The sequence below is a fragment of the Brachybacterium sp. AOP24-D1-21 genome (genome assembly GCF_052378665.1).
Lineage (GTDB): Bacteria > Actinomycetota > Actinomycetes > Actinomycetales > Dermabacteraceae > Brachybacterium.
Genome location: NZ_JBQSXX010000001.1, coordinates 531547 through 550321, shown reverse-complemented (window position 1 = coordinate 550321; position 18775 = coordinate 531547). Strand labels below are relative to the sequence as shown.

The following is an 18775-nucleotide window of genomic DNA, read 5'->3' as shown; positions in this document are numbered from 1 at the left end:
CGGCCGGGCGTGAACAGTTCAGACGAGCAGCAGCACCATCAGGTGCGCGACGACCCCGACGGTCGCCACCGGCACCGCCGCGACTGCGAGCGAGGGGACCGGTTCCTTCGCGACCAGTGAGGAGCCCACCAGCAGGTGAGCGCAGCTCGCCCCGATCGCGGTGACCAGTCCCGCGCCCGCCGCGAGCAGTGGCGCGACCCCGGCCAGGGTCACCGCGAGCACCGCGGTCACCGCGGTCCCCACGAGCGCGGACAGCAGGAACCGCAGGATCGTGGGCAGCGGGGTCGAGTTCAGCAGCAGCGTGCCGGCGAGGCCGGCGGAGATCGCGGTCACCAGCATGCCCGCACCCGCGGCGTCCGCCCCGGTCTGGGCGATCACCCAGCAGGCGGCGATCCCCACCACGAACACTCCGGCGACGGTTCCGGTGAGCGATTCGGTGAGTTCGCGCCGCTCGGCGCGCAGCATCTGGTGCACGAAGGAGGCGAGCACCCCTGCCGCGCACATCATCACGACCCCGGAGATCGGCGTGAACCGTTCCGGAGCGAGCACCGTGATCAGTGCGCCGAGGATCCCGGTCCCGGCGACCACGATCCGGGTGCCGCCGGGGGAGGGCAGCTCGAGCAGCGTCGGCCAGGCCAGCCCGATCAGCAGGGAGAGCAGCGCCACGGTGGCCGCCATCAGCGCCGGGGAGATCGCCCCGGTGAGCGAGACCACGCTCAGCAGCAGCGCGAGTGCGGCCCCGAGGGGAGCGCGCTCGGGAGCGGTCACAGGTCCTCCCAGGCAGTCGATTCCGGTCTCAGGTCACGCCGACGAGGGGTCCGCCTCGGGCGCTACAGTGGCAGTCTACGAGTGCCCGCAGGTGACGGCATACTCGTGCACCTCATCCGGCCGTCGGCCGCAGGAGGTCAGCACTGCCGCAGAGTCCCCGGAAGGACCCCATGATCATCACGGCCGCCGTGTCGGCGACGCAGCGGGACGCCGTCCGCGACCTGCTCGAGACGGCCACGCAGCACGATGGCGTTGCCGCCCTCGATGAAGCGGCCCTGCTCGCGCTCGACGGCGGCAGTGCCCAGCATCTGCTGCTCGAGGGGACGGGTGGGGGCGAGGCCGACGCCGCGCTGCTCGCCTATGCCAGCGTGCTGGCCGACGGCACCGTCCAAGGAATGGTCCATCCCGCGCACCGCCGTCGCGGTCATGGCACCACGGTGCTGCGCGAGGCGCTCGACCTGCACCCCGATGCAGGGGTCTGGGCGCATGGCGCGCTCGAGGGATCCCTCGCCTTCCTCGCCGCCGCCGGTCTGCAGGAGACCCGCCGCCTGCTCACCCTGCACCGCGACCTCGCTGCGACGCACCCGCTGCCCGCGATCCCCGCCTCGAGCCTCGAGGGGCTGCGGCTGGCGAGCTTCGAGGCAGGACGAGATGCCGAGCGCTGGGTGACGGTGAACGCCCGCGCCTTCGCCGACCATCCCGAGCAGGGGGCGCTCACCCGCGCGGACCTCGATCAGCGGCTGACACAGCCGTGGTTCGACGCCGAGGACATGCTGGTCGCGCTGCGCGATGACGAACTGGTCGGATTCGTGTGGATCAAGCGCGAGCACCCCGGTGATCGCACAAAGGACGCCGAGATCTATGTGGTCGCCACCGACCCCTCGGTGCAGGGGCACGGAGTGGCGGGTCTGCTCATGGCCACCGCGCTGGCGCGCCTGCAGCAGGGCGGGGTCCCGGGCGTGGAGCTCTACGTCGAGGCCGACAACACCCCGGCGCTGCGGCTCTACGAGAACTGGGGCTTCACCGTCTCGGGCCGCGACGTCCAGATGCGCGCGGCAGAGAGGGGCTGATCGATGCTCGTCGCCCCCGGGAAGCCACCACCCGTGCTCGCCGCCGGCGCTCTCGCCTGGCGGGAGAAGGGTGAGGGGATACAGGTGCTGCTCGTCCACCGCCCCCGCTATGACGACTGGTCGATCCCCAAGGGGAAGCTGGACAAGGGCGAGACGTTCCCGGCCGCGGCGGTGCGCGAGGTCGCCGAGGAGACCGGCTATCGGGTGCGCCTGCACCGGCCGCTCCCGGCCTCCGTGTACCTGCTGCCGGACGGCCGCACGAAGATCGTCCAGTACTGGACGGCCACCGTACGGGCGAAGATCGGTCCCGGCCCCAAGAACCGCGGTGAGGTCGACGAGGTCCGCTGGGTTCCCCTCGACGAGGCGGAGCAGCTGGTCACCCGGCAGGGCGACCAGGTGCCCCTGGTGGCGCTGCGCCGATTCCTGGACGCCGACGAGCTCAGGACCGTGCCGATCATCATCCAGCGCCACGGCGCCGCCGTCTCGCGAGCGAAGTGGCGCAAGAGCGAGGAGTCCCGGCCCCTGAACAGCAAGGGGAAGAAGCAGGCCCAGGCGCTGCCGGCCCTGCTGGATGCCTTCGACCCGGCCAGTGTGGTGAGCAGCCCCTGGCAGCGCTGCCTGACCACCGTCGAGCCGCTGGCGAAGGTCGAGGGGCTGAAGGTCCGAACCAAGGATGAGCTCACCGAGGCGGCGCATGCCGCGCATCCCTCGCGCACCGCCGCGGTGATCGACCGGGTGCTGCGCGAGGCCCGTCCCACCGTGGTGTGCACGCACCGCCCGGTGCTGCCCACCGCGATCGAGTCGGTGCGGGCAGTCGCCCAGCAAGGGGCGGCGCTCGAGCTGCCGCGGGAGGATCCGTTCCTCGCCGCCGGGGAGGCGCTGCTGCTCCACACCACTGCCGGCGGCACGGTGGTCGCGATCGAGCGTCACCTGCCGAACATCGGGTGACGAGCCTGATGCGCACGGCGAGCACACCGGGCACGACGAGCACGACGCGCATGACGCGCATGACGCGCATGACGCGCATGACGGGTACGCCGGCCGGGACGGTCACGCCGGACTCGATGGCCAGGACAGGCACGACGAACGACAAGACGACAGCCAGGGACCAGGGGCCAGGGGAAGGGCACGGACAGAGATGAGCGCAGGGTACGGAGGCGGTCTGCCGGACTACAACGGGGGACCCGGGAGCCGCTCCAGCGGTGAGGGACGCGGGGGAGAGCCGTTGTACGGCAGCGACCCCTATGCGCCTGACCCTTATGCGACTGACCCTTACTCAGTCGACGCCCATGCGAGCGACCCGTATGCGCAGAACCAGTTTGCGCAGGACCCGTATGCGACAGACCCGTTGGAGGCCGACGGGTTCGGCCCGGTCTTCAGCTCCTCCGCGCCGGCACAGTCCGGCGGATACGCCGTCGCCTCCTACGACTCATCCCCGCAGTACGGGTCGCAGCAGTACGGGACCCATCCGTCGGGACCTCCCGGCTATGGGCAGTTCCCGCCTCCGCTCCCGAGCTCCGGAGCGGGCATCACGGGTTTCGTTCTGGGCCTGCTGGCGCTGACCATGTGCGCCGGGCTGACCGCGCCCGTCGGCATCATCTTCGCCATGAAGGGCATGAAGGAGACGGGACCGACGGCGATCAACCCCAAGGGCGGCCGCGGCCTCGCGATCGCCGGGCTGGTGACGTCCCTGATCGGCTTGATCCCGTTCCTCTTCTTCGTGCTCTACTTCGCCTTCGTCATCGTCGCGATCATCGCCGGGGCGACCTCCGCCTGACTCGTCCGGGCACCTCCGCCTGGCTCATCCAGGTCAGGCCCGCACGGTCTGCTCCCGGTGGAGCAGGCCACTCCCGCGCTCCGTGACGAGCAGCACTGTGACCTGTTCGTATCCTGGTTCTGACCTGCAAGTTCATGCTGCCCGGTGGGGAGTTCACCTGCTGTTCATGCGAGAGCGGGCGGCCTGTCATCTGCCCTCCTTAGCGTCCCCGCTGTCAGAACTTCCAGTAGGACAGCATCCGCGGGCCCCCGGCCCCGAAAGGACTCGCAGTGAAGGTTCGCAAGAACAAGCTCGTCTCGCTCGCCGCACTCGGACTCATCGGCGGCCTCGCGCTGACCGCTTGTGGTGGGGGTGCCGAAGCAGAGAACGGCGGCAACGCCGGCTCGGACAACGGTGGCGCCTCGGCAGGCGGCTACGCCGAGCTGACCGGCAACCTGGCTGGCTCCGGCGCGTCCTCCATGCAGAACGCCCAGAACGCGTGGACCGAGTCCTTCATGGGCCTTGTGGGGGCCGAGGGTGGCGACATCCAGGTCACCTACGACCCCACCGGCTCCGGCACCGGCCGAGAGCAGTTCCTCTCCGGCCAGGTGAAGTTCGCGGGCACCGATGCCGCCCTCGACGAGGAGGAGCTCGCAACCTCCGCCGAGACCTGCAACGGTGAGCAGGCGTTCAACCTCCCCGTCTACATCTCCCCGATCGCGGTCGTCTTCAAGCTCGACGGCGTCGAGGATCTGAACCTCTCGCCCGAGGTGATCGGCGGGATCTTCGCCGAGACCATCACCACCTGGAACGACCCGGCGATCGCCGAGCTCAACCCCGACGCCACCCTGCCCGATCTGCCGATCGTCCCGGTCCACCGCTCGGACGACTCGGGCACCACCGAGAACTTCACCGAGTACCTCTCGGAGAACGCTCCCGAGGCGTGGAGCCACGGCCCGATCGAGACCTGGCCGATCGACGGCGGCCAGTCCGGTGACGGCACCTCCGGTCTGATCTCCGCGGTCGAGGGCGGCAACGGCACCATCGGCTACGCCGACGCCTCGCAGGCCGGCAACCTCGGCACCGCCGCCATCCAGGTCGGCGAGGAGTTCGTCCCGTTCAGCTCCGCCGCCGCGGCGAAGTCTGTGGATGTCTCGCCGCGCGAGGAGGGTCGCGCTGAGAACGACATCGTCGTGGCACTGGACCGCACCACCACCGAGTCCGGCGTCTACCCGATCGTCCTGATCTCCTACCTCGCGCTGTGCGGCTCCTACGCCGACTCCGCCGAGGGCGAGGCCGTCAAGGCCTACGCGTCCTACATCATCTCCGAGGACGGCCAGGCTGTCGGCGAGCAGAACGCCGGCTCCGCACCGATCTCCGAGGAGCTGCGCACTGAGGCTCAGGCATCGATCGACGGCATCACCGTCGGCTGACCTGCCCTTGCACAGCGGTGTGCCGCCGGGACCCTCGTGGCCCGGCGGCACACCCGTGACTCGGCACTCTGCACCACTCCACTGCCCGTGAGCTCTGAGGAAGGCCCCTATGAGCACCACTGATGTCGAATCGGAATCACTGACCGCACCGCCCTCGTCCATGAGGACCAGCGGCCGGCGCATCGGCGACTCGATCTTCTCCTACCTGAGCATCGGCTCGGGCATCCTCATCTTCCTCACCCTCGCCGCAGTGGCCGTCTTCCTCACCACCGAGTCGATGCCGGCTGTCATCGCGAGCCAGGAGTTCTCGGGCACCGCGGAGTTCTCTCTCATCGAGACCGCGCTGCCGTTGATCTTCGGCACCGTGCTCGCCTCCGCGATCGCTCTGGCCATCGCGATCCCGATCTCCATCGGCATCGCCCTGTTCATCTCGCACTTCGCACCGCGCCGTATGGCCTCGGGCCTGGGCTACATGATCGACCTGCTGGCCGCGGTGCCGTCGGTCGTCTATGGCCTCTGGGGCGGCATCTGGCTGGTTCCCAAGATGGAGCCGCTGTACGTCTTCCTCAACACCTACTTCGGCTGGATCCCGCTGTTCGGCGGCGATCCCACCGCGCCGATGCGCAACCTCGCCTCCGCCTCGGTGGTGCTCGCCGTGATGGTCCTGCCGATCATCACCGCGGTCTCCCGCGAGGTGTTCCTGCAGACCCCGCGCCTGCAGGAGGAAGCCGCGCTCGCTCTCGGCGCGACCCGCTGGGAGACCATCCGGACCGTCGTGCTCCCCTTCGGGCGCGGCGGTGTCGTCGCCGCCTCGATGCTCGGGCTCGGCCGCGCTCTCGGCGAGACCATGGCCGTGCTCATGATCCTCGCCCCGGGCGCGACCTTCTCCTTCCACATCCTCGAGGTGGGACGCCACAACTCGATCGCTGCGAACATCGCGTCCAAGCAGGCGGAGGCGTCCGGCGTGGACATGTCCCTGCTCATCTTCACCGGCCTGGTGCTGTTCGTGCTGACGTTCATCATCAACGCACTCGCCCGGTGGATCGTCGCCCGCAGCGGCCCCAAGAGCTGAGAGGTCACCATGAGCTCCTCCACATCCGTGCAGGCACCCATCTCGGTCCGGTCGAACGACGAACGCCGACTGCCCTGGTACCACCTGGTCTTCACCGGTCTCGCCGGGCTGCTGGTCGCGGTCGCCGTGCTGTCCATCGCCGGTGCCCTCTCCGTCGCCAGCGCGATCCTGCTCGGCTTCGTGCTGCACCTGCTGTTCGGCTGGACCTACTCGCTGGTGCGCGAAGGTCCGCGCTGGGCCATGGACCGCCTGGTGACCCTCCTGGTCATCGGGGCCTTCGCCGTCTCGATGTTCCCGCTGCTCTCGCTGCTCTGGGCGGTCGTCGGCAGGGGCCTGACCCGCGTTCTCGCGGCCAAGCCCAGCATCCTCGCCTTCTGGACCACCGACATGTCCGGGATCATCGGCGGCGCCGACGCGGGCGGCGTGTTCCACGCCACCGTCGGCACCCTGCTGATCACCCTGTGGGCCTCGATCATCTCCATCCCCGTGGGCCTGTTCACCGCGATCTTCCTGGTGGAATACGCGGATCAGGGCTGGAAGAAGACCCTCGGCACGGGCGTCACCTTCCTGGTCGATGTCATGACCGGGATCCCGTCGATCGTCGCGGGCCTGTTCGGCCTGGCGCTGTTCATCGCCTTCATGCCGGACCAGAGCGTGCGCATGGGCATCATGGGCGCGGTCGCGCTGTCCCTGCTGATGATCCCCACCGTGGTGCGCAACAGCGAGGAGATGCTGCGCCTGGTCCCGATGGATCTGCGCGAGGCCGCCTACGCCCTCGGCGTGCCGAAGTGGCTCACCATCGTCAAGGTCGTGCTGCGCACCGCCATCGCGGGCCTGACCACCGGTATCACCCTCGCCATCGCCCGCGTGATCGGCGAGACCGCCCCGCTGCTGCTGACGGTGGGCATGGTGACCTCGGTGAACTGGAACATGTTCGACGGCCGCATGGCGACACTGCCCACCTTCATCAACCAGCAGTACCGCAACGGCAACGCGAACTGCATGAGCGATACGGTGACCAACCCGGTCAACCAGGAGGTGTACGCCTGCTCGATCACGACGAACATCGATCGTGCCTGGGCCGCCGCCTTCACCCTGATCATCATCGTGATGGTGCTCAACATCGCCGCCAGAATGGTCAGCCACTACTTCTCCCCGAAGCTCAGTCGCTGAGCTGTCGCCCTACGCGAAAGGACATCTGATGGCAGCCCCCCAGCCCATCAACGTCGAGGACCTCAACATCTACTACAGCGACTTCCTCGCTGTGGAGGATGTCAACGTCCAGATCCGGCCCCGTTCGGTGACAGCCCTGATCGGCCCCTCCGGCTGCGGCAAGTCGACCTTCCTGCGCACCCTGAACCGGATGCACGAGGTGATCCCGGGCGCCTATGCAGAGGGCAGGGTCGAGATCAACGGCGAGGACATCTACGACTCCAAGGTCGACCCGGTCAACGTGCGCCGCCGCGTGGGCATGGTGTTCCAGAAGGCGAACCCCTTCCCGACCATGTCGATCCGCGACAACGTGCTGGCCGGGGTGAAGCTCAACAACCGCCGGATCTCCCGCACCGCGGCAGATGAGCTCGCCGAGCGGGCGCTCAAGGGCGCGAACCTCTGGAACGAGGTCAAGGACCGCCTGGACAAGCCCGGCATGGGCCTCTCCGGCGGCCAGCAGCAGCGCCTGTGCATCGCCCGCACCATCGCGGTGCAGCCCGAGGTGGTGCTGATGGATGAGCCGTGTTCGGCGCTGGATCCGATCTCGACCCTCGCGATCGAGGACCTGATCCACGAGCTGAAGCAGGAGTACACGATCGTGATCGTGACCCACAACATGCAGCAGGCCTCCCGCGTCTCGGACCGCACCGGCTTCTTCAACATCGCCGGCACCGGCAAGCCCGGGCACCTCATCGAGATCGACGACACCGACACGATCTTCACCAACCCGTCGAACAAGCAGACCGAGGACTACATCTCCGGCCGCTTCGGCTGATCCGGCCCGGTCGAGACACCCCGGCGCCCGCCGAAGCACGCCGAGCCCGCCGAAGCGCGCCGGGCCCGCCGAAGCGCGCCGGGCCCGCCGAAGCGCGCCGGGCCCGCCGAAGCGCGCCGCGCCCCGCCGAACACGCCGGCAGCAGCCGTGACACGCCGCGCCCCGCCGGAACACGCCGGCGGCCCCCGCTCGAGAACACCGATATCTCCCGTTTACGGTAGGTATCGGTGTTCTCGTTCGGCGTGCCGCGCTACGCATGCGCGCGGTGTACGCGCGCAACTCGTGCGCGCTTTACGTGCACGTTCGGCGCGCGTGTTCGGTGTGCCGCGTGGTGGGGCGGGCGTGGCCCGCAACGCGTCCCCGCGCCGGTCAGTCCGGCCCCCGGATCCCGGTATCTCGCGCCGGTCAGCCCCGCACCGGATCCCGGTATCCCGGGCGGGTCAGACCAGGGTCTGACCCGTGACGGGTGGAACGGCCCCCGGGGCGGATGCGGCGAGAGCGGTGCGCGCGGGAATCTTGGGGCATGAACACCAGCCCGCTCGCACACACGGCCCTTTCCACACCGACGCCCGCCCCGCTCCCGGCGTCGCAGCCCGTACCGGCCCCACCTTCGCCGCGCGGCACGCACCAGGTCGCGCAGCCCGGGATGATGCACCCCTCACCGGTGCTCTCCGCCCGCGGGCTGCTCCAGAGCTACGGCACCGCCGGCACCACCACCCGGGCGCTGGACGGCGTGGACCTCGACATCGCCCGCGCCGATTCGCTCGCGGTGATGGGCCCCTCCGGCTGCGGCAAGACCACCCTGCTGCACATCCTCGCCGGCATCCTCACCCCGACCTCCGGCACCGTCCTGCACGAAGGCACCGACCTCGCATCACTGGGGGACCGCCGCCGCACCCGGCTGCGCCGCAGCGACTTCGGCTTCGTCTTCCAGGACGGCCAGCTGCTGCCTGAGCTGACCGCGCTCGAGAATGTGATCCTGCCGCGCATGCTCGGCGGCACCTCCCGACGCGCCGCGAGTGCCGAGGCGGCGTCTTGGCTGGACCGACTGGGCCTGTCCGGCATGCACGACCGCCGCCCCACCCAGCTCTCGGGCGGGCAGGCCCAGCGGGTGGCCATCGCCAGGGCGCTCGCCGGGCGCCCCTCGGTGGTCTTCGCAGACGAGCCCACCGGCGCGCTGGACCAGGCCACCGGCCAGACCGTGCTGCAGATCCTGGTGGACTCCTGCCGGGAGACCGGTGCGGCGCTGGTGATGGTCACGCACGATGCGAAGGTTGCCGCCGCCTGCCGCCGCACCGTCACCATGCAGGACGGCCGCATCGCGCAGGAGTACGTGCGCCCCGAGGCGACGGCCGCGACGGCCGGAGCGACGACCACCGGAGCGACTGCCATGACCACCGGAGATACCCGATGAACGCCCTGCTGGCCTCCGCCCCGCTGCTGCTGCGCCGACGCGGCGCCCTCGCCGACATCCTGCCCGTGATCGCCTTCGCCGCCGCCACCGCGATCACCGCGACGGTGATCGGCGGCGCCGCAGCATTCGTCGGCCGGGTCCCTCCGGGCGATGTGCCGATGACCGGAGAGGCCTCGGTCATGCCGTTCCTCGCAATCTGTGCGCTGATCGCCTCAGTGCTGCTGGTGCCCAGCGCCGTCGGCCTCGGCGGCTCCGCCGCACGGCTGTCCCTCGCGCGCCGGGAGCAGGACCTCGCCGCCATGCGTCTGGTCGGCGGGACCAGCGGCCAGGTCGGTTCGGTCGCGGTGCTCGACGTCGCCGCTCAGTCACTGCTCGGCGCGGTGCTCGGCCTCGGCGCCCATGTGGCGGTGACTCCGGCCCTGACCCGTCTCGACTTCGGGATCGCCCCGTTCACCGTCCCCGATCTGCTGCTGCCGGTGTGGGCCTATCCCGTGCTCGTGGTCGCGCTCGTGCTGATCGCCGCCGGCTCTGCGGCCGTTTCCCTCGCCGGAGTCGTGCTCAGCCCGCTGGGCGTGGCACGTGACTCGCGGGTGGTGCGCCTGTCGGTGCTGCGCGTGGTGCTCTGGGCAGTGCTGATCGTGGGGTTCGTGGCATTCATGAACGTCGGCGGGATGCTGCTGGGCGAAGCGGGCACGGGGGTCTTGATCGCGATCATGATCCTGTTCATCGCCGCGATCGTCGCGGGGATCAATGTCGTGGGCCCCTTCATCGTGTGGGTCACCGCGCTGCTGCTCGCGAAGACCGCGCCCACTCCCTCGCTGATGGTCGGGGCGCGGCGCCTCGCCGGTGATCCGCGGGCTGGCTGGAGAGCCGTCTCCGGGATCACCTTCGCACTGGTCATCGCGGGCTTCCTCACCATGATCGCCACCCTCGGCGAAGCGACCAATCCCGAGGAGGCGATGATGTTCACCGCCATGACCACCGGTGGCCTGCTCACCTTGGGGATCGCCGCGGTGCTCGCCGCGGTCAGCACCGGGGTCTCCCAGACCGCCCGGGTGATCGACCAGGCCCCACGCCTGCGCGCCCAGCACATCGCCGGCGCCGAGGTGGGTCAGCTGCACCGCGCCCGCCTCGCCGAGATCGCGGTGCCCGTGGCGCTGAGCTCCATCATCGCGACCGGCACCGCGCTGCTGGTGCTGACCACCTTCCTCGGCGGCGCCCCGAGCGACCCGACGATGGCCGTGCAGTATCTGGCCAGCGTGCTCGGTGCCTACGCCCTGGTGATCGCTGCGGTGCTGGTCGGTTCGCCCCTGGTGAAGCGGTTCGCGACGCGCGCCGCCTGAGCGTGGTTCCGTCCCGCCTGAGCGGATTCCAGTACCGCCTGAGCGGAGTCCGGTTCCGCCTGAACGGAGCCCAGGACCGCCCGGAGCGGGGCCACTGCTACCGACGGACGACCGGCCCCTTCCCGGGCTGGTCGCCCGTCGGCCCGCATCGAACTCCCGGCGGCCATTAGGCTGGATCCATGAACTTCGAGAACGTTGCTCCGAACGCGGTCCCCGAGGGCGTGCATCTCATCGATGTGCGCGAGCAGAACGAATGGGACGCCGGCCATGCCGCGACCGCCCAGCACCTCCCGGCCAGCACGCTGATGGAGAACCTCGACCAGCTGCCCGAGACCGATGACCCGCTGTACATCGTGTGCCGCAGCGGCGGCCGCAGCTTCCAGGTCGCCCAGTGGCTCAACGCCAACGGCTTCGAGGCGGTCAACGTCGCCGGCGGGATGGACCTGTGGTTCGAGTCCGGCCTGCCGATCGTCGCCGACGGCGAAGGCGAGGCGTACGTCCTCTGAGGCTCCGCGCTTCCGGGCGCCTCGACTCGAAGATCCCTTGCCGCTGAGATCAGCAGCCGGCGCGCAGCACCTCGGCCCGGCCTCAGGTGGAGATGAAGTCCTGCAGCAGGGCGTAGCCCACGAAGGCGAGCACATCCAGCAGGGTGTGCGCGATGACCAGCGGCAACGTCCGCCGGGTACGCCGGTACCACTCGCCGAACACCAGCCCCATGACCAGATTCGCGAGCCCCGGGCCCACCCCCTGATAGGTGTGATAGGCCCCGCGCAGCAGGGCGGAGACGACGATGATCCGCCGCGGTGACCAGCCGAGCTTCTCGAGCCGCTGGAACAGGTAGCCCACCACGATCACTTCCTCCAGCACCGCGTTCTTCACCGCATGGAGGACCAGCACCGGCAGGGTCCACCAGTGGGTGTCCAGCGCCGCGGGGATCACCTCGACCGTCGCGCCCAGCAACCGACCCAGGTAGTAGATCGCGAGGCCCGGCAGACCGATCCCGGCGGTGATCAGCACGCCGTGCAGCAGATCCCGCAGCGGCCGGCCCAAATCCATTCCCAGATCCCGCAGCGCCTGCTGGAGCGAGCCTGCGGTCAGCGCGAGCAACAGCACCACCAGCGCGACCGGCACCAGCGCGAAACTGATCGACAGCAGCTGGTAGAGCAAGTCCAGCCACGCATCCTCCCGCAGCGAGGAGTTCAGCGCGGTGGACTGGCTGGAAAGCGGCCCCGCTGCAAGGGCCTGGGCGAGGGCGAGCAGCGAGTACACCGCGCTGCGGCCCAGGGAGAGGGCGAGGACGATCAGCACCTCGGCGCGCAGCCAGCGCCGGCTGGGGGTCATGAGCTCCACCCGCACATGCTCTCACCTGGCGGGCAGGGAAGGCAGACGGGCGGGGCAGCGACGGTCGCACGCAGCGGACCCGTGCCAGACTCGGGGCATGACCTCACCTGCTGTTCTGATCACCGGAGCCAGCCGCGGCATCGGCCGCGCCGTCGCCGAGGAGCTCGCCACCGATCACCACCTGCTCCTCGGCGGCCGTGATGCGGCTGCCCTCGAGGAGCTCGCCGCGCAGTTCCCCTCGGCGCAGCCCTTCGTCGCCGAGCTCACCGACTCCGCCGCTCTCGAGCGCGCCGTGGGGGCGCTGGAGCTTCCGCACGGGCTCGCCGGTGTCGTGCACTCGGCCGGGATCCTGGTCAGCGGCACCGTCGCAGATCTCGCCGCTGCGGACTGGAGCCGCTCCTTCGCGATCAACGTGGTGGCCGTGGCCGAGCTGACCCGGCTGCTGCTGCCGGCTCTGCGCCGCGCTCGCGGCACCGTGGTGACGATCAACTCCGGCTCGGGCTTCACCGCCGGGCCGGGCGGTGGCGCGTACAGCGCCTCGAAGTTCGCGTTGCGTGCGCTGACGGATTCGCTGCGCGCCGAGGAGCGCGAGCACGGAGTGCGGGTCAGCTCGGTCCATCCCGGACGGGTCGCCACCGATATGCAGCGCGAGCTGCGCGTCTTCGAGGGCGGCGAGTTCCGTGCCGAGGACTACATGGACCCGGCCACGGTCGCCGCGACCGTGGCGCTTGCACTGCGCCTGCCGACGGATGCCAGCATCGACACCCTGTCGGTCAGACCCCGCTGACCGGGGGTCCCGACGACGGAGCGCCCTGCTGACCTGGGTGCCCCGCTGACGGAGCGCCCTGCTGACCGGGGTGCTCCGACGATGGAGTGCCCTGCTGACCGGGGTGCCCCGCTGGCCGGGGGCGGGCACAGTCGTGCCCGCCCGTCCGACTCAGGCCTGCTTGTCGTCCAGGTGGTCGACGAGCTGCCCGGCATAGCCGACGTAGCTGTGCGGGGTCAGCGCCAGCAGCCGCTCCTGCTCCTCCGCGGGCAGCCCGAGGGACCCGACGAACTCGCGCATGCCCTCCCCGTCCACGCGGTGGCCGCGGGTGAGGTCCTTGAGCCGCTCATAGGGGTTGTCCAGCCCGGGCACGCCCTGCACGCCGAGGGTGCGCATCACGGACTGCACCGCCTCGCCGAGCACCTCCCAGTTCCCGTCGAGATCGGCGGCCATGGCGTCGGCGTCCACGTCCAGGCCCGCGAGGCCCTTGCGGAGGTTCGCGATCGCCAGCAGCGAATGCCCGAGCGCCGGGCCGATGTTGCGCTGGGTGGTGGAGTCGGTGAGGTCCCGCTGCAGGCGGGTGGTGACCAGAGTCGAGGCCAGGGAGTCCAGCAGTGCCCCGGAGATCTCGAGGTTCGCCTCGGCGTTCTCGAAGCGGATCGGGTTCACCTTGTGCGGCATGGTCGAGGAGCCGGTGCCGCCCTGCGCGGAGAGGCGCTGACGGAAGTAGCCCAGCGAGATGTAGGTCCACACGTCGGTCGCGAGGTTGTGCAGGATCCGGCCGGCGCGGGCGATGTCCGAGTAGATCTCGGCCTGCCAGTCGTGGGACTCGATCTGCGTGGTCAGCGGGTTCCAGGTCAGCCCCAGGTGCTCCACGAAGGTGCGGGAGACCTGCTCCCAGTCCGCTGACGGCACGGAGACGGCATGCGCGGCGTAGGTGCCGGTCGCGCCGTTGATCTTGCCGAGGATCTCATCAGCGGCGATCCGGCGCTCCTGGCGACCCAGGCGGAACGCGAAGACCGCGATCTCCTTGCCGAGCGTGCTGGGGGTCGCGGGCTGGCCGTGGGTGCGCGAGAGCATCGGCACCTCGGCTGCAGCCTTAGAGAGGGCGGTGAGGTCCCCGATCACGTCACGCAGCGCGGGCAGCCACACCTGCTCGACCGCGCCCTTGACCATCAGGGCGTAGGAGAGGTTGTTGACGTCCTCGCTGGTGCAGTAGATGTGCACCACCTCGGCGAGCGGCTCGAGGGAGGTGCCGGCCAGGCGGCGCTTGATGTAGTACTCGATCGCCTTGACGTCGTGGACGGTCTCGCGCTCGATCTCGGCGTGCTCGGCGATGCCGTCTGCGCCGAAGTCCTCGGGGATGGCGCGCAGCAGGGCTCGCTCGTCCTCGGTGAGGGTGCGCAGGCCGGGGATGACCTGCTGATCGAGCAGGTGGATCATCCACTCGGTCTCGACCACCAGGCGGGAGCGGTTCAGCGCCGCCTCGGAGAGGTGGTCCACCAGCGGCGCGACCTGCGCGCGGTAGCGGCCGTCGAGCGGGGTCAGGGCGATCTGCGGGGTGATGTCCGCGAAGGAGTGAGCCATGGGGAGCATTCTCCCAGATTCGATCGCCCGGCCGACGAGCGCGCCGCCGGACGGACGGCTCAGGTGCTTCGCGTCATGGGTATGCGGGCGGGATGCTCACTCGCCGCTCGAGTAGCTGCGACGTCCCCGCTCGTCACCGAGCCCGGTGACCCCTTCGACGATCGCCGAGAGGATGCCGATGATCACGCCGGCCCCGAGCGCCCACCAGAAGCTGTCGAACTGCAGGGTCAGTCCGGCCAGGGCCGAGACCCAGCTCGCCAGCAGCAGCATGAGCGTGTTGATGACCAGCTGGAACAGGCCGAGCGTGAGACAGGTGATGGGGAAGGTGAGGAACTCCAGGATCGGCTTCACGATCACGTTGATCACTGCGAGGATCAGCGCGATCGCCCCGATGGTGAGGACCTGCGTGAGCACGCTCGCGCTGTCGTCGCCCAGATGCATGCCGGGCAGGATCAGCGCGGTGACCCACAGCGCGAGACCGGTGACGATGATGTGGCCGAGGAATCTCATGGCTCCATTATCTGCACTCATCCTGAGGGCGCCAGTGGGGCTATCCCCATCCTTGCTGTGCCCCGGACAACCCGCCCCGACGGCGCACGTGCGGCATACCCTTGCGGCATGTCCGACCAGCCACTGGAGAACGTCCGCCTGCGCTCCACCCTCGAGAACCTGCCCGCCTACGTCCCCGGCAAGCCTGCGGCCGACGACGGCATCGTGCGGTACAAGGTCTCCTCGAACGAGTCCCCGTTCGCACCCGTCGACGCTGTCCGCGACGCCGTGATCGCCTCCCTCGACGGGGCGCACCGGTATCCGGATGCGGCCGCCCTGGCGCTGCGCGAGACGCTCGGCGTGAAGCACGGCGTGGACCCCTCCCAGATCGCCCTGTCCACCGGATCGGTCGCCGTCTCCGGCGACCTGGTGCGTGCCGTGATGGGGGAGGGGGACGAGGTGGTCTTCGCCTGGCGCTCCTTCGAGGCCTACCCGATCCTCGTCGGCTCCCACGGCGGGGTCCCCGTCCCGGTGCCGCTGACCGCGAGCGGTGAGCACGATCTCCCGGCGATGGCCGCGGCGATCACCGACCGCACCCGCCTGGTGCTGCTGTGCACCCCGAACAACCCCACCGGTCCGTCGCTCTCGACCGAGCAGGTCGAGGAGTTCCTGGCACAGGTCCCCGACCACGTGGTGGTCGCGATCGACGAGGCCTACCGAGAGTTCCACGACCCCGCCACCGTGCTCGGCACCGCGGGGATCTTCCGCCGCCACGGCAACGTGGTGCTGCTGCGCACCTTCTCCAAGCTGCAGGGGCTGGCCGGCCTACGGATCGGCTACGCCGTCGCTCACCCACGACTCGCCCGGGCGCTGGGCCAGGTCACGGTGCCCTTCGGCACGAGCGTCCCCGCACAGGCCGCGGCGCTGGCAAGTCTGGACCCCGCGGTGCAGGAGGAGCTCGAGCGCCGCGCGGAGTGGATCCGCTCCGAGCGCTCGCGGGTGCTGCACGCGCTCGCCGGCCAGGGCTGGGAGCTGCCCGTCAGCCAGGGCAACTTCGTGTACTTCCCGCTCGGCGAGGACTCCGCGGCCTTCGCCGAGTTCGCCGATGCGCGAGGTCTCGTGCTGCGGGCCTACGGCACTGACGGGGTGCGTGCCACGATCGCCGAGCAGGAGGCGAACGATCTGATCATCGAGGTCGGCGGGGCCTGGCGCGAGCGCTGAGCAGGCCGTCCAGCCTGCCCAGCACCAGCACCTGTGCAGGCTCGACGCCGGCGCGAGGTGCGGCATCGCACCCCGCGCCCGGCACTCCCCGCACCAGGCGGTGAAGCGCTCAGCGCACGACCTCGTCGGCCTCTCCGCGCATCCCGATCCGCTCGGCGACGTAGTCGATGTCCTTGTCGCCCCGGCCGGAGAGGTTCACCAACAGGTGTGAGTCGGCGGGCAGCGACGGGGCGATGCGGATCGCGTGGGCCAGAGCGTGCGCGGACTCGAGCGCCGGGATGATGCCCTCGGTGCGGCTGAGCTGCTGGAAGGCCTCCAGCACCGCCTCGTCGCCCTCCTTGACGTACTCGACCCGGCCCAGCCTGTTGAGGTGTACATGCTGCGGGCCCACCCCGGGGTAGTCCAGCCCGGAGGCGATCGACTGGACCTCTGCGGCTTCCCCGTCGGAGTTCTGCAGCACCAGGGTGTCCATGCCGTGCAGCATCCCGGGGGTGCCGAAGGTCATGGTCGCCGCGTGCTGGCCGGGCTCGTCGCCCTGGCCGCCGGGCTCGACACCGATCAGGCGCACCTCGCGGTCCTCGAGGAAGCCGGTGAAGGCGCCCATCGCGTTCGAGCCGCCGCCCACCGAGGCGATCACCGCATCCGGCAGCCGCCCGTGAGCGGCGAGGAGCTGGGCCCGCGCCTCGCGCCCCACCACGGACTGGAAGTCGCGCACCATATCGGGGAAGGGGGCAGGCCCCACGACCGAGCCGATCGCGAAGAGGTATCGGGCAGGGTCTGCCGCGTAGACGGCGAATGCCGAGTCCACGGCCTCCTTGAGGGTCTGCTGACCGACCTCGACGGAGACCACCTTCGCGCCCAGCAGACGCATCCGCACCACGTTCGGGTGCTGCTTGGCGACGTCCACCGCACCCATGTGGATCTCGCATTCGAGCCCCACCAGGGCTGCGGCCGTCGCGAGCGCCACGCCGTGCTGGCCGGCGCCGGTCTCGGCGATCAGGGTGCGCTTGCCCATCCGCTTCGCGAGCAGCGCCTCGCCGATGGTGTGGTTGATCTTGTGCGCGCCGGTGTGGTTCAGGTCCTCGCGCTTGAGGTGGATGCGAGCGCCGCCGAGGGCATCGGAGAGGCGATCCGCGCTCGAGATCGGGGAGGGTCGGCCCACGACGTCCCGCAGCAGGCGCGAGTACTCGGTGTAGAACTCCGGATCGTGGCGTGCTTCCTCATAGGCCGCGGCAACCTCCGCCATCGGACCCACCAGCGGCGGTGGCAGGACCGCACCGCCGAACTCCCCGAAGCGGCCTCCGGTGTTCCCGGCGAACTCGGGGGAGTGGGTGAGGGTCGTGGCCTCGGCGAGGGTGTGAGGCTCATGCGCCGCCGGAGCGGCTGAGGCGGCTGAGCTGGAGGCGGCGGGCGCCGATGCTGCCGGGACGGGGATATCCGAGGAAGGAGTGTCCGACGATGCGGCGGACGAGACGGTGCTGGTCATGAGGGTTCTCCGATGTACGGGCCCGTCGCGGGCTGCTCCATTGCAGAAAGAAGCCGCCCGGCAGTGGGCGGCTTCTGTGTCAGCACATGCGACAGGGGACCGCCCTCAGACGGCCCACCAGCTGATCTTCGCGATGCGCATGGCACGGACAATAGCCCAGAGCCAGGGCGTCACGGTGCCAAGTCCACCGTGGTAGCCAGGAGTGGCTGGGCGCAGTGAGGGCCGCCATGTCAGGGCCTCACGCCGGGGACAGGATCGTGAGCCCCTCGATGGCGGCGGCCTCCGCCTGGCGAGTGTCATAGGTCAGCAGAGTGCCCGCCTCCGCGGTCAGTGCGGTCGCGACATGAATCGCATCCAACGTCCCCAGATGGGGAAAGCTCAACCGGCCCGCGAGCGCGAGGATGCCCTCGGTGAGTCGAAGGGTGTGGAACGGCCGCAGCACAGGCTCTACCCGGGACGCCTCGAGGCCGAGACGGATCGCCAGCCGCCGCAGCTCGACCGTGGCGATCGTGGAGATCGCGAACTGTGTGCCCGCCTGCCCTTGGGTAACCAGATGGGCGCGGAGGGGATCAGACTCGGGCTCCTCCACGAGGAGCTTGGCGAGTGCGGAGGTGTCCAGATGGATCATCGATCGCCACGCAGCTCGCGGAGCGCGTCACCGGCGGACTCCTGGATCTGCGCTCCGGGAGGGAAGGAGAAGTCGCCGGAACCCTCGCGCAGGACCAGCCCGTCGAGTGGCTGCTCGGAAATGGGGGAGACCACAGCGACCGGGGTTCCGCGCGTGGTCACCCGGAACGACTCTCCCTGGGTCACCTGGCGCAGGACGGCGGCCGAGTCGTTCCTCAGCTCGCGCTGACTGATCGTCTTCATGCGACCATTGTAGCGTTCGTGTAGCACTTGTGTCGGCCCCGTGGGGACGGCTGTCCACCCGTCCACTTCGGCTGCCCTGGGCGGACATCACTACCGCCGAGGTGCCTCGCACCGATAGCCTCGGAGGTGGTCGGGACCCAGCCGCTGCGGGAAGGGCGCCCGAGGCGTCCGG

19 protein-coding genes are annotated in these 18775 nt (G+C 70.2%); 12 read left to right on the top strand and 7 right to left on the bottom strand.

Features of this window, described 5'->3' with window-relative positions; all coding sequences use genetic code 11:
- Positions 1–18: 18 nt before the first annotated feature.
- Entirely contained in the window at positions 19–768 is a 750-nt protein-coding gene (locus tag ACT3UF_RS02620) for a hypothetical protein (RefSeq protein ID WP_441443176.1), read from the bottom strand.
- 170 nt (positions 769–938) lie between these two features.
- Here ACT3UF_RS02620 and mshD point away from each other — a divergent pair, with 170 nt between their 5' ends.
- The 10 genes from mshD (at position 939) to ACT3UF_RS02570 (ending at position 11349) form a co-directional block, all read left to right on the top strand.
- On the top strand, positions 939–1838 hold the full coding sequence (gene mshD, locus ACT3UF_RS02615; protein ID WP_441443175.1) for a mycothiol synthase: 900 nt from the start codon (positions 939–941) through the stop codon (positions 1836–1838).
- A gap of 3 nt (positions 1839–1841) precedes the next feature.
- A complete protein-coding gene (locus ACT3UF_RS02610; protein ID WP_444607985.1) occupies positions 1842–2786 on the top strand; it encodes an NUDIX hydrolase in 945 nt (314 codons plus the stop codon).
- Positions 2787–2976: 190 nt separating this feature from the next.
- A complete protein-coding gene (locus ACT3UF_RS02605; protein ID WP_441443173.1) occupies positions 2977–3615 on the top strand; it encodes a DUF4190 domain-containing protein in 639 nt (212 codons plus the stop codon).
- A 269-nt stretch (positions 3616–3884) separates the two neighbouring features.
- Positions 3885–5027, top strand: a complete 1143-nt coding sequence (locus tag ACT3UF_RS02600; RefSeq protein WP_441443172.1) for a phosphate ABC transporter substrate-binding protein PstS — start codon at positions 3885–3887, stop codon at positions 5025–5027.
- 109 nt (positions 5028–5136) lie between these two features.
- Positions 5137–6099, top strand: coding sequence for a phosphate ABC transporter permease subunit PstC (gene pstC / locus ACT3UF_RS02595; protein ID WP_441443171.1), 963 nt, complete (start codon positions 5137–5139; stop codon positions 6097–6099).
- A gap of 9 nt (positions 6100–6108) precedes the next feature.
- Complete coding sequence (pstA, locus tag ACT3UF_RS02590; protein WP_441443170.1) at positions 6109–7272, top strand: phosphate ABC transporter permease PstA; 1164 nt, start codon at positions 6109–6111, stop codon at positions 7270–7272.
- 28 nt (positions 7273–7300) lie between these two features.
- A complete protein-coding gene (gene pstB, locus ACT3UF_RS02585; RefSeq protein ID WP_441443169.1) occupies positions 7301–8086 on the top strand; it encodes a phosphate ABC transporter ATP-binding protein PstB in 786 nt (261 codons plus the stop codon).
- Between the two features lie 646 nt (positions 8087–8732).
- The gene (locus tag ACT3UF_RS02580) at positions 8733–9500 is read left to right on the top strand and encodes an ABC transporter ATP-binding protein (RefSeq protein WP_441443168.1); all 768 of its coding nucleotides are present in this window, start codon (positions 8733–8735) and stop codon (positions 9498–9500) included.
- Positions 9497–10843 carry an FtsX-like permease family protein gene (locus ACT3UF_RS02575; protein WP_441443167.1) on the top strand — a complete coding sequence of 449 codons (1347 nt, stop codon included), beginning with the start codon at positions 9497–9499 and terminating at the stop codon, positions 10841–10843. The genes ACT3UF_RS02580 and ACT3UF_RS02575 overlap by 4 nt, the downstream gene beginning before the upstream one ends.
- A gap of 179 nt (positions 10844–11022) precedes the next feature.
- Positions 11023–11349 carry a rhodanese-like domain-containing protein gene (locus tag ACT3UF_RS02570; RefSeq protein WP_441443166.1) on the top strand — a complete coding sequence of 109 codons (327 nt, stop codon included), beginning with the start codon at positions 11023–11025 and terminating at the stop codon, positions 11347–11349.
- A gap of 82 nt (positions 11350–11431) precedes the next feature.
- Here the strand turns inward: ACT3UF_RS02570 and ACT3UF_RS02565 are convergent, their stop codons facing one another.
- A complete protein-coding gene (locus ACT3UF_RS02565) occupies positions 11432–12184 on the bottom strand; it encodes a CPBP family intramembrane glutamic endopeptidase (protein ID WP_441443165.1) in 753 nt (250 codons plus the stop codon).
- Positions 12185–12281: 97 nt separating this feature from the next.
- On the opposite strand from ACT3UF_RS02565, the gene ACT3UF_RS02560 reads away from it, so the two are divergent.
- Entirely contained in the window at positions 12282–12971 is a 690-nt protein-coding gene (locus ACT3UF_RS02560) for an SDR family oxidoreductase (protein WP_441443164.1), read from the top strand.
- A 150-nt stretch (positions 12972–13121) separates the two neighbouring features.
- Here the strand turns inward: ACT3UF_RS02560 and purB are convergent, their stop codons facing one another.
- On the bottom strand, positions 13122–14537 hold the full coding sequence (purB, locus tag ACT3UF_RS02555; protein WP_441443163.1) for an adenylosuccinate lyase: 1416 nt from the start codon (positions 14535–14537) through the stop codon (positions 13122–13124).
- A 96-nt stretch (positions 14538–14633) separates the two neighbouring features.
- On the bottom strand, positions 14634–15047 hold the full coding sequence (locus ACT3UF_RS02550; protein ID WP_441443162.1) for a phage holin family protein: 414 nt from the start codon (positions 15045–15047) through the stop codon (positions 14634–14636).
- Between the two features lie 108 nt (positions 15048–15155).
- On the opposite strand from ACT3UF_RS02550, the gene ACT3UF_RS02545 reads away from it, so the two are divergent.
- Positions 15156–16247, top strand: a complete 1092-nt coding sequence (locus ACT3UF_RS02545; protein ID WP_441443161.1) for a histidinol-phosphate transaminase — start codon at positions 15156–15158, stop codon at positions 16245–16247.
- Positions 16248–16356: 109 nt separating this feature from the next.
- Here ACT3UF_RS02545 and trpB read toward each other — a convergent pair whose 3' ends face one another.
- The 3 genes from trpB to ACT3UF_RS02530 form a co-directional block, all read right to left on the bottom strand.
- Positions 16357–17733, bottom strand: a complete 1377-nt coding sequence (trpB, locus tag ACT3UF_RS02540; RefSeq protein ID WP_444502361.1) for a tryptophan synthase subunit beta — start codon at positions 17731–17733, stop codon at positions 16357–16359.
- Positions 17734–17971: 238 nt separating this feature from the next.
- Positions 17972–18361, bottom strand: coding sequence for a type II toxin-antitoxin system VapC family toxin (locus ACT3UF_RS02535; protein WP_441443159.1), 390 nt, complete (start codon positions 18359–18361; stop codon positions 17972–17974).
- The gene (locus ACT3UF_RS02530) at positions 18358–18603 is read right to left on the bottom strand and encodes a type II toxin-antitoxin system Phd/YefM family antitoxin (RefSeq protein ID WP_441443158.1); all 246 of its coding nucleotides are present in this window, start codon (positions 18601–18603) and stop codon (positions 18358–18360) included. Before ACT3UF_RS02530 ends, ACT3UF_RS02535 begins: the two co-directional genes overlap by 4 nt.
- Positions 18604–18775: the final 172 nt, after the last annotated feature.

Excerpts from the sequence above, each read along its gene's own strand:
- purB (WP_441443163.1), bottom strand. The coding sequence starts at position 14,537 with ATGGCTCACTCCTTCGCGGACATCACCCCGCAGATCGCCCTGACCCCG.
- ACT3UF_RS02550 (WP_441443162.1), bottom strand. The coding sequence starts at position 15,047 with ATGAGATTCCTCGGCCACATCATCGTCACCGGTCTCGCGCTGTGGGTC.
- ACT3UF_RS02610 (WP_444607985.1), top strand. The coding sequence starts at position 1,842 with ATGCTCGTCGCCCCCGGGAAGCCACCACCCGTGCTCGCCGCCGGCGCT.
- pstA (WP_441443170.1), top strand. The coding sequence starts at position 6,109 with ATGAGCTCCTCCACATCCGTGCAGGCACCCATCTCGGTCCGGTCGAAC.
- trpB (WP_444502361.1), bottom strand. The coding sequence starts at position 17,733 with ATGACCAGCACCGTCTCGTCCGCCGCATCGTCGGACACTCCTTCCTCG.
- ACT3UF_RS02575 (WP_441443167.1), top strand. The coding sequence starts at position 9,497 with ATGAACGCCCTGCTGGCCTCCGCCCCGCTGCTGCTGCGCCGACGCGGC.
- ACT3UF_RS02560 (WP_441443164.1), top strand. The coding sequence starts at position 12,282 with ATGACCTCACCTGCTGTTCTGATCACCGGAGCCAGCCGCGGCATCGGC.
- ACT3UF_RS02605 (WP_441443173.1), top strand. The coding sequence starts at position 2,977 with ATGAGCGCAGGGTACGGAGGCGGTCTGCCGGACTACAACGGGGGACCC.
- ACT3UF_RS02565 (WP_441443165.1), bottom strand. The coding sequence starts at position 12,184 with ATGACCCCCAGCCGGCGCTGGCTGCGCGCCGAGGTGCTGATCGTCCTC.
- pstC (WP_441443171.1), top strand. The coding sequence starts at position 5,137 with ATGAGCACCACTGATGTCGAATCGGAATCACTGACCGCACCGCCCTCG.
- mshD (WP_441443175.1), top strand. The coding sequence starts at position 939 with ATGATCATCACGGCCGCCGTGTCGGCGACGCAGCGGGACGCCGTCCGC.
- ACT3UF_RS02535 (WP_441443159.1), bottom strand. The coding sequence starts at position 18,361 with ATGATCCATCTGGACACCTCCGCACTCGCCAAGCTCCTCGTGGAGGAG.
- ACT3UF_RS02570 (WP_441443166.1), top strand. The coding sequence starts at position 11,023 with ATGAACTTCGAGAACGTTGCTCCGAACGCGGTCCCCGAGGGCGTGCAT.
- ACT3UF_RS02530 (WP_441443158.1), bottom strand. The coding sequence starts at position 18,603 with ATGAAGACGATCAGTCAGCGCGAGCTGAGGAACGACTCGGCCGCCGTC.
- ACT3UF_RS02545 (WP_441443161.1), top strand. The coding sequence starts at position 15,156 with ATGTCCGACCAGCCACTGGAGAACGTCCGCCTGCGCTCCACCCTCGAG.
- pstB (WP_441443169.1), top strand. The coding sequence starts at position 7,301 with ATGGCAGCCCCCCAGCCCATCAACGTCGAGGACCTCAACATCTACTAC.
- ACT3UF_RS02580 (WP_441443168.1), top strand. The coding sequence starts at position 8,733 with ATGATGCACCCCTCACCGGTGCTCTCCGCCCGCGGGCTGCTCCAGAGC.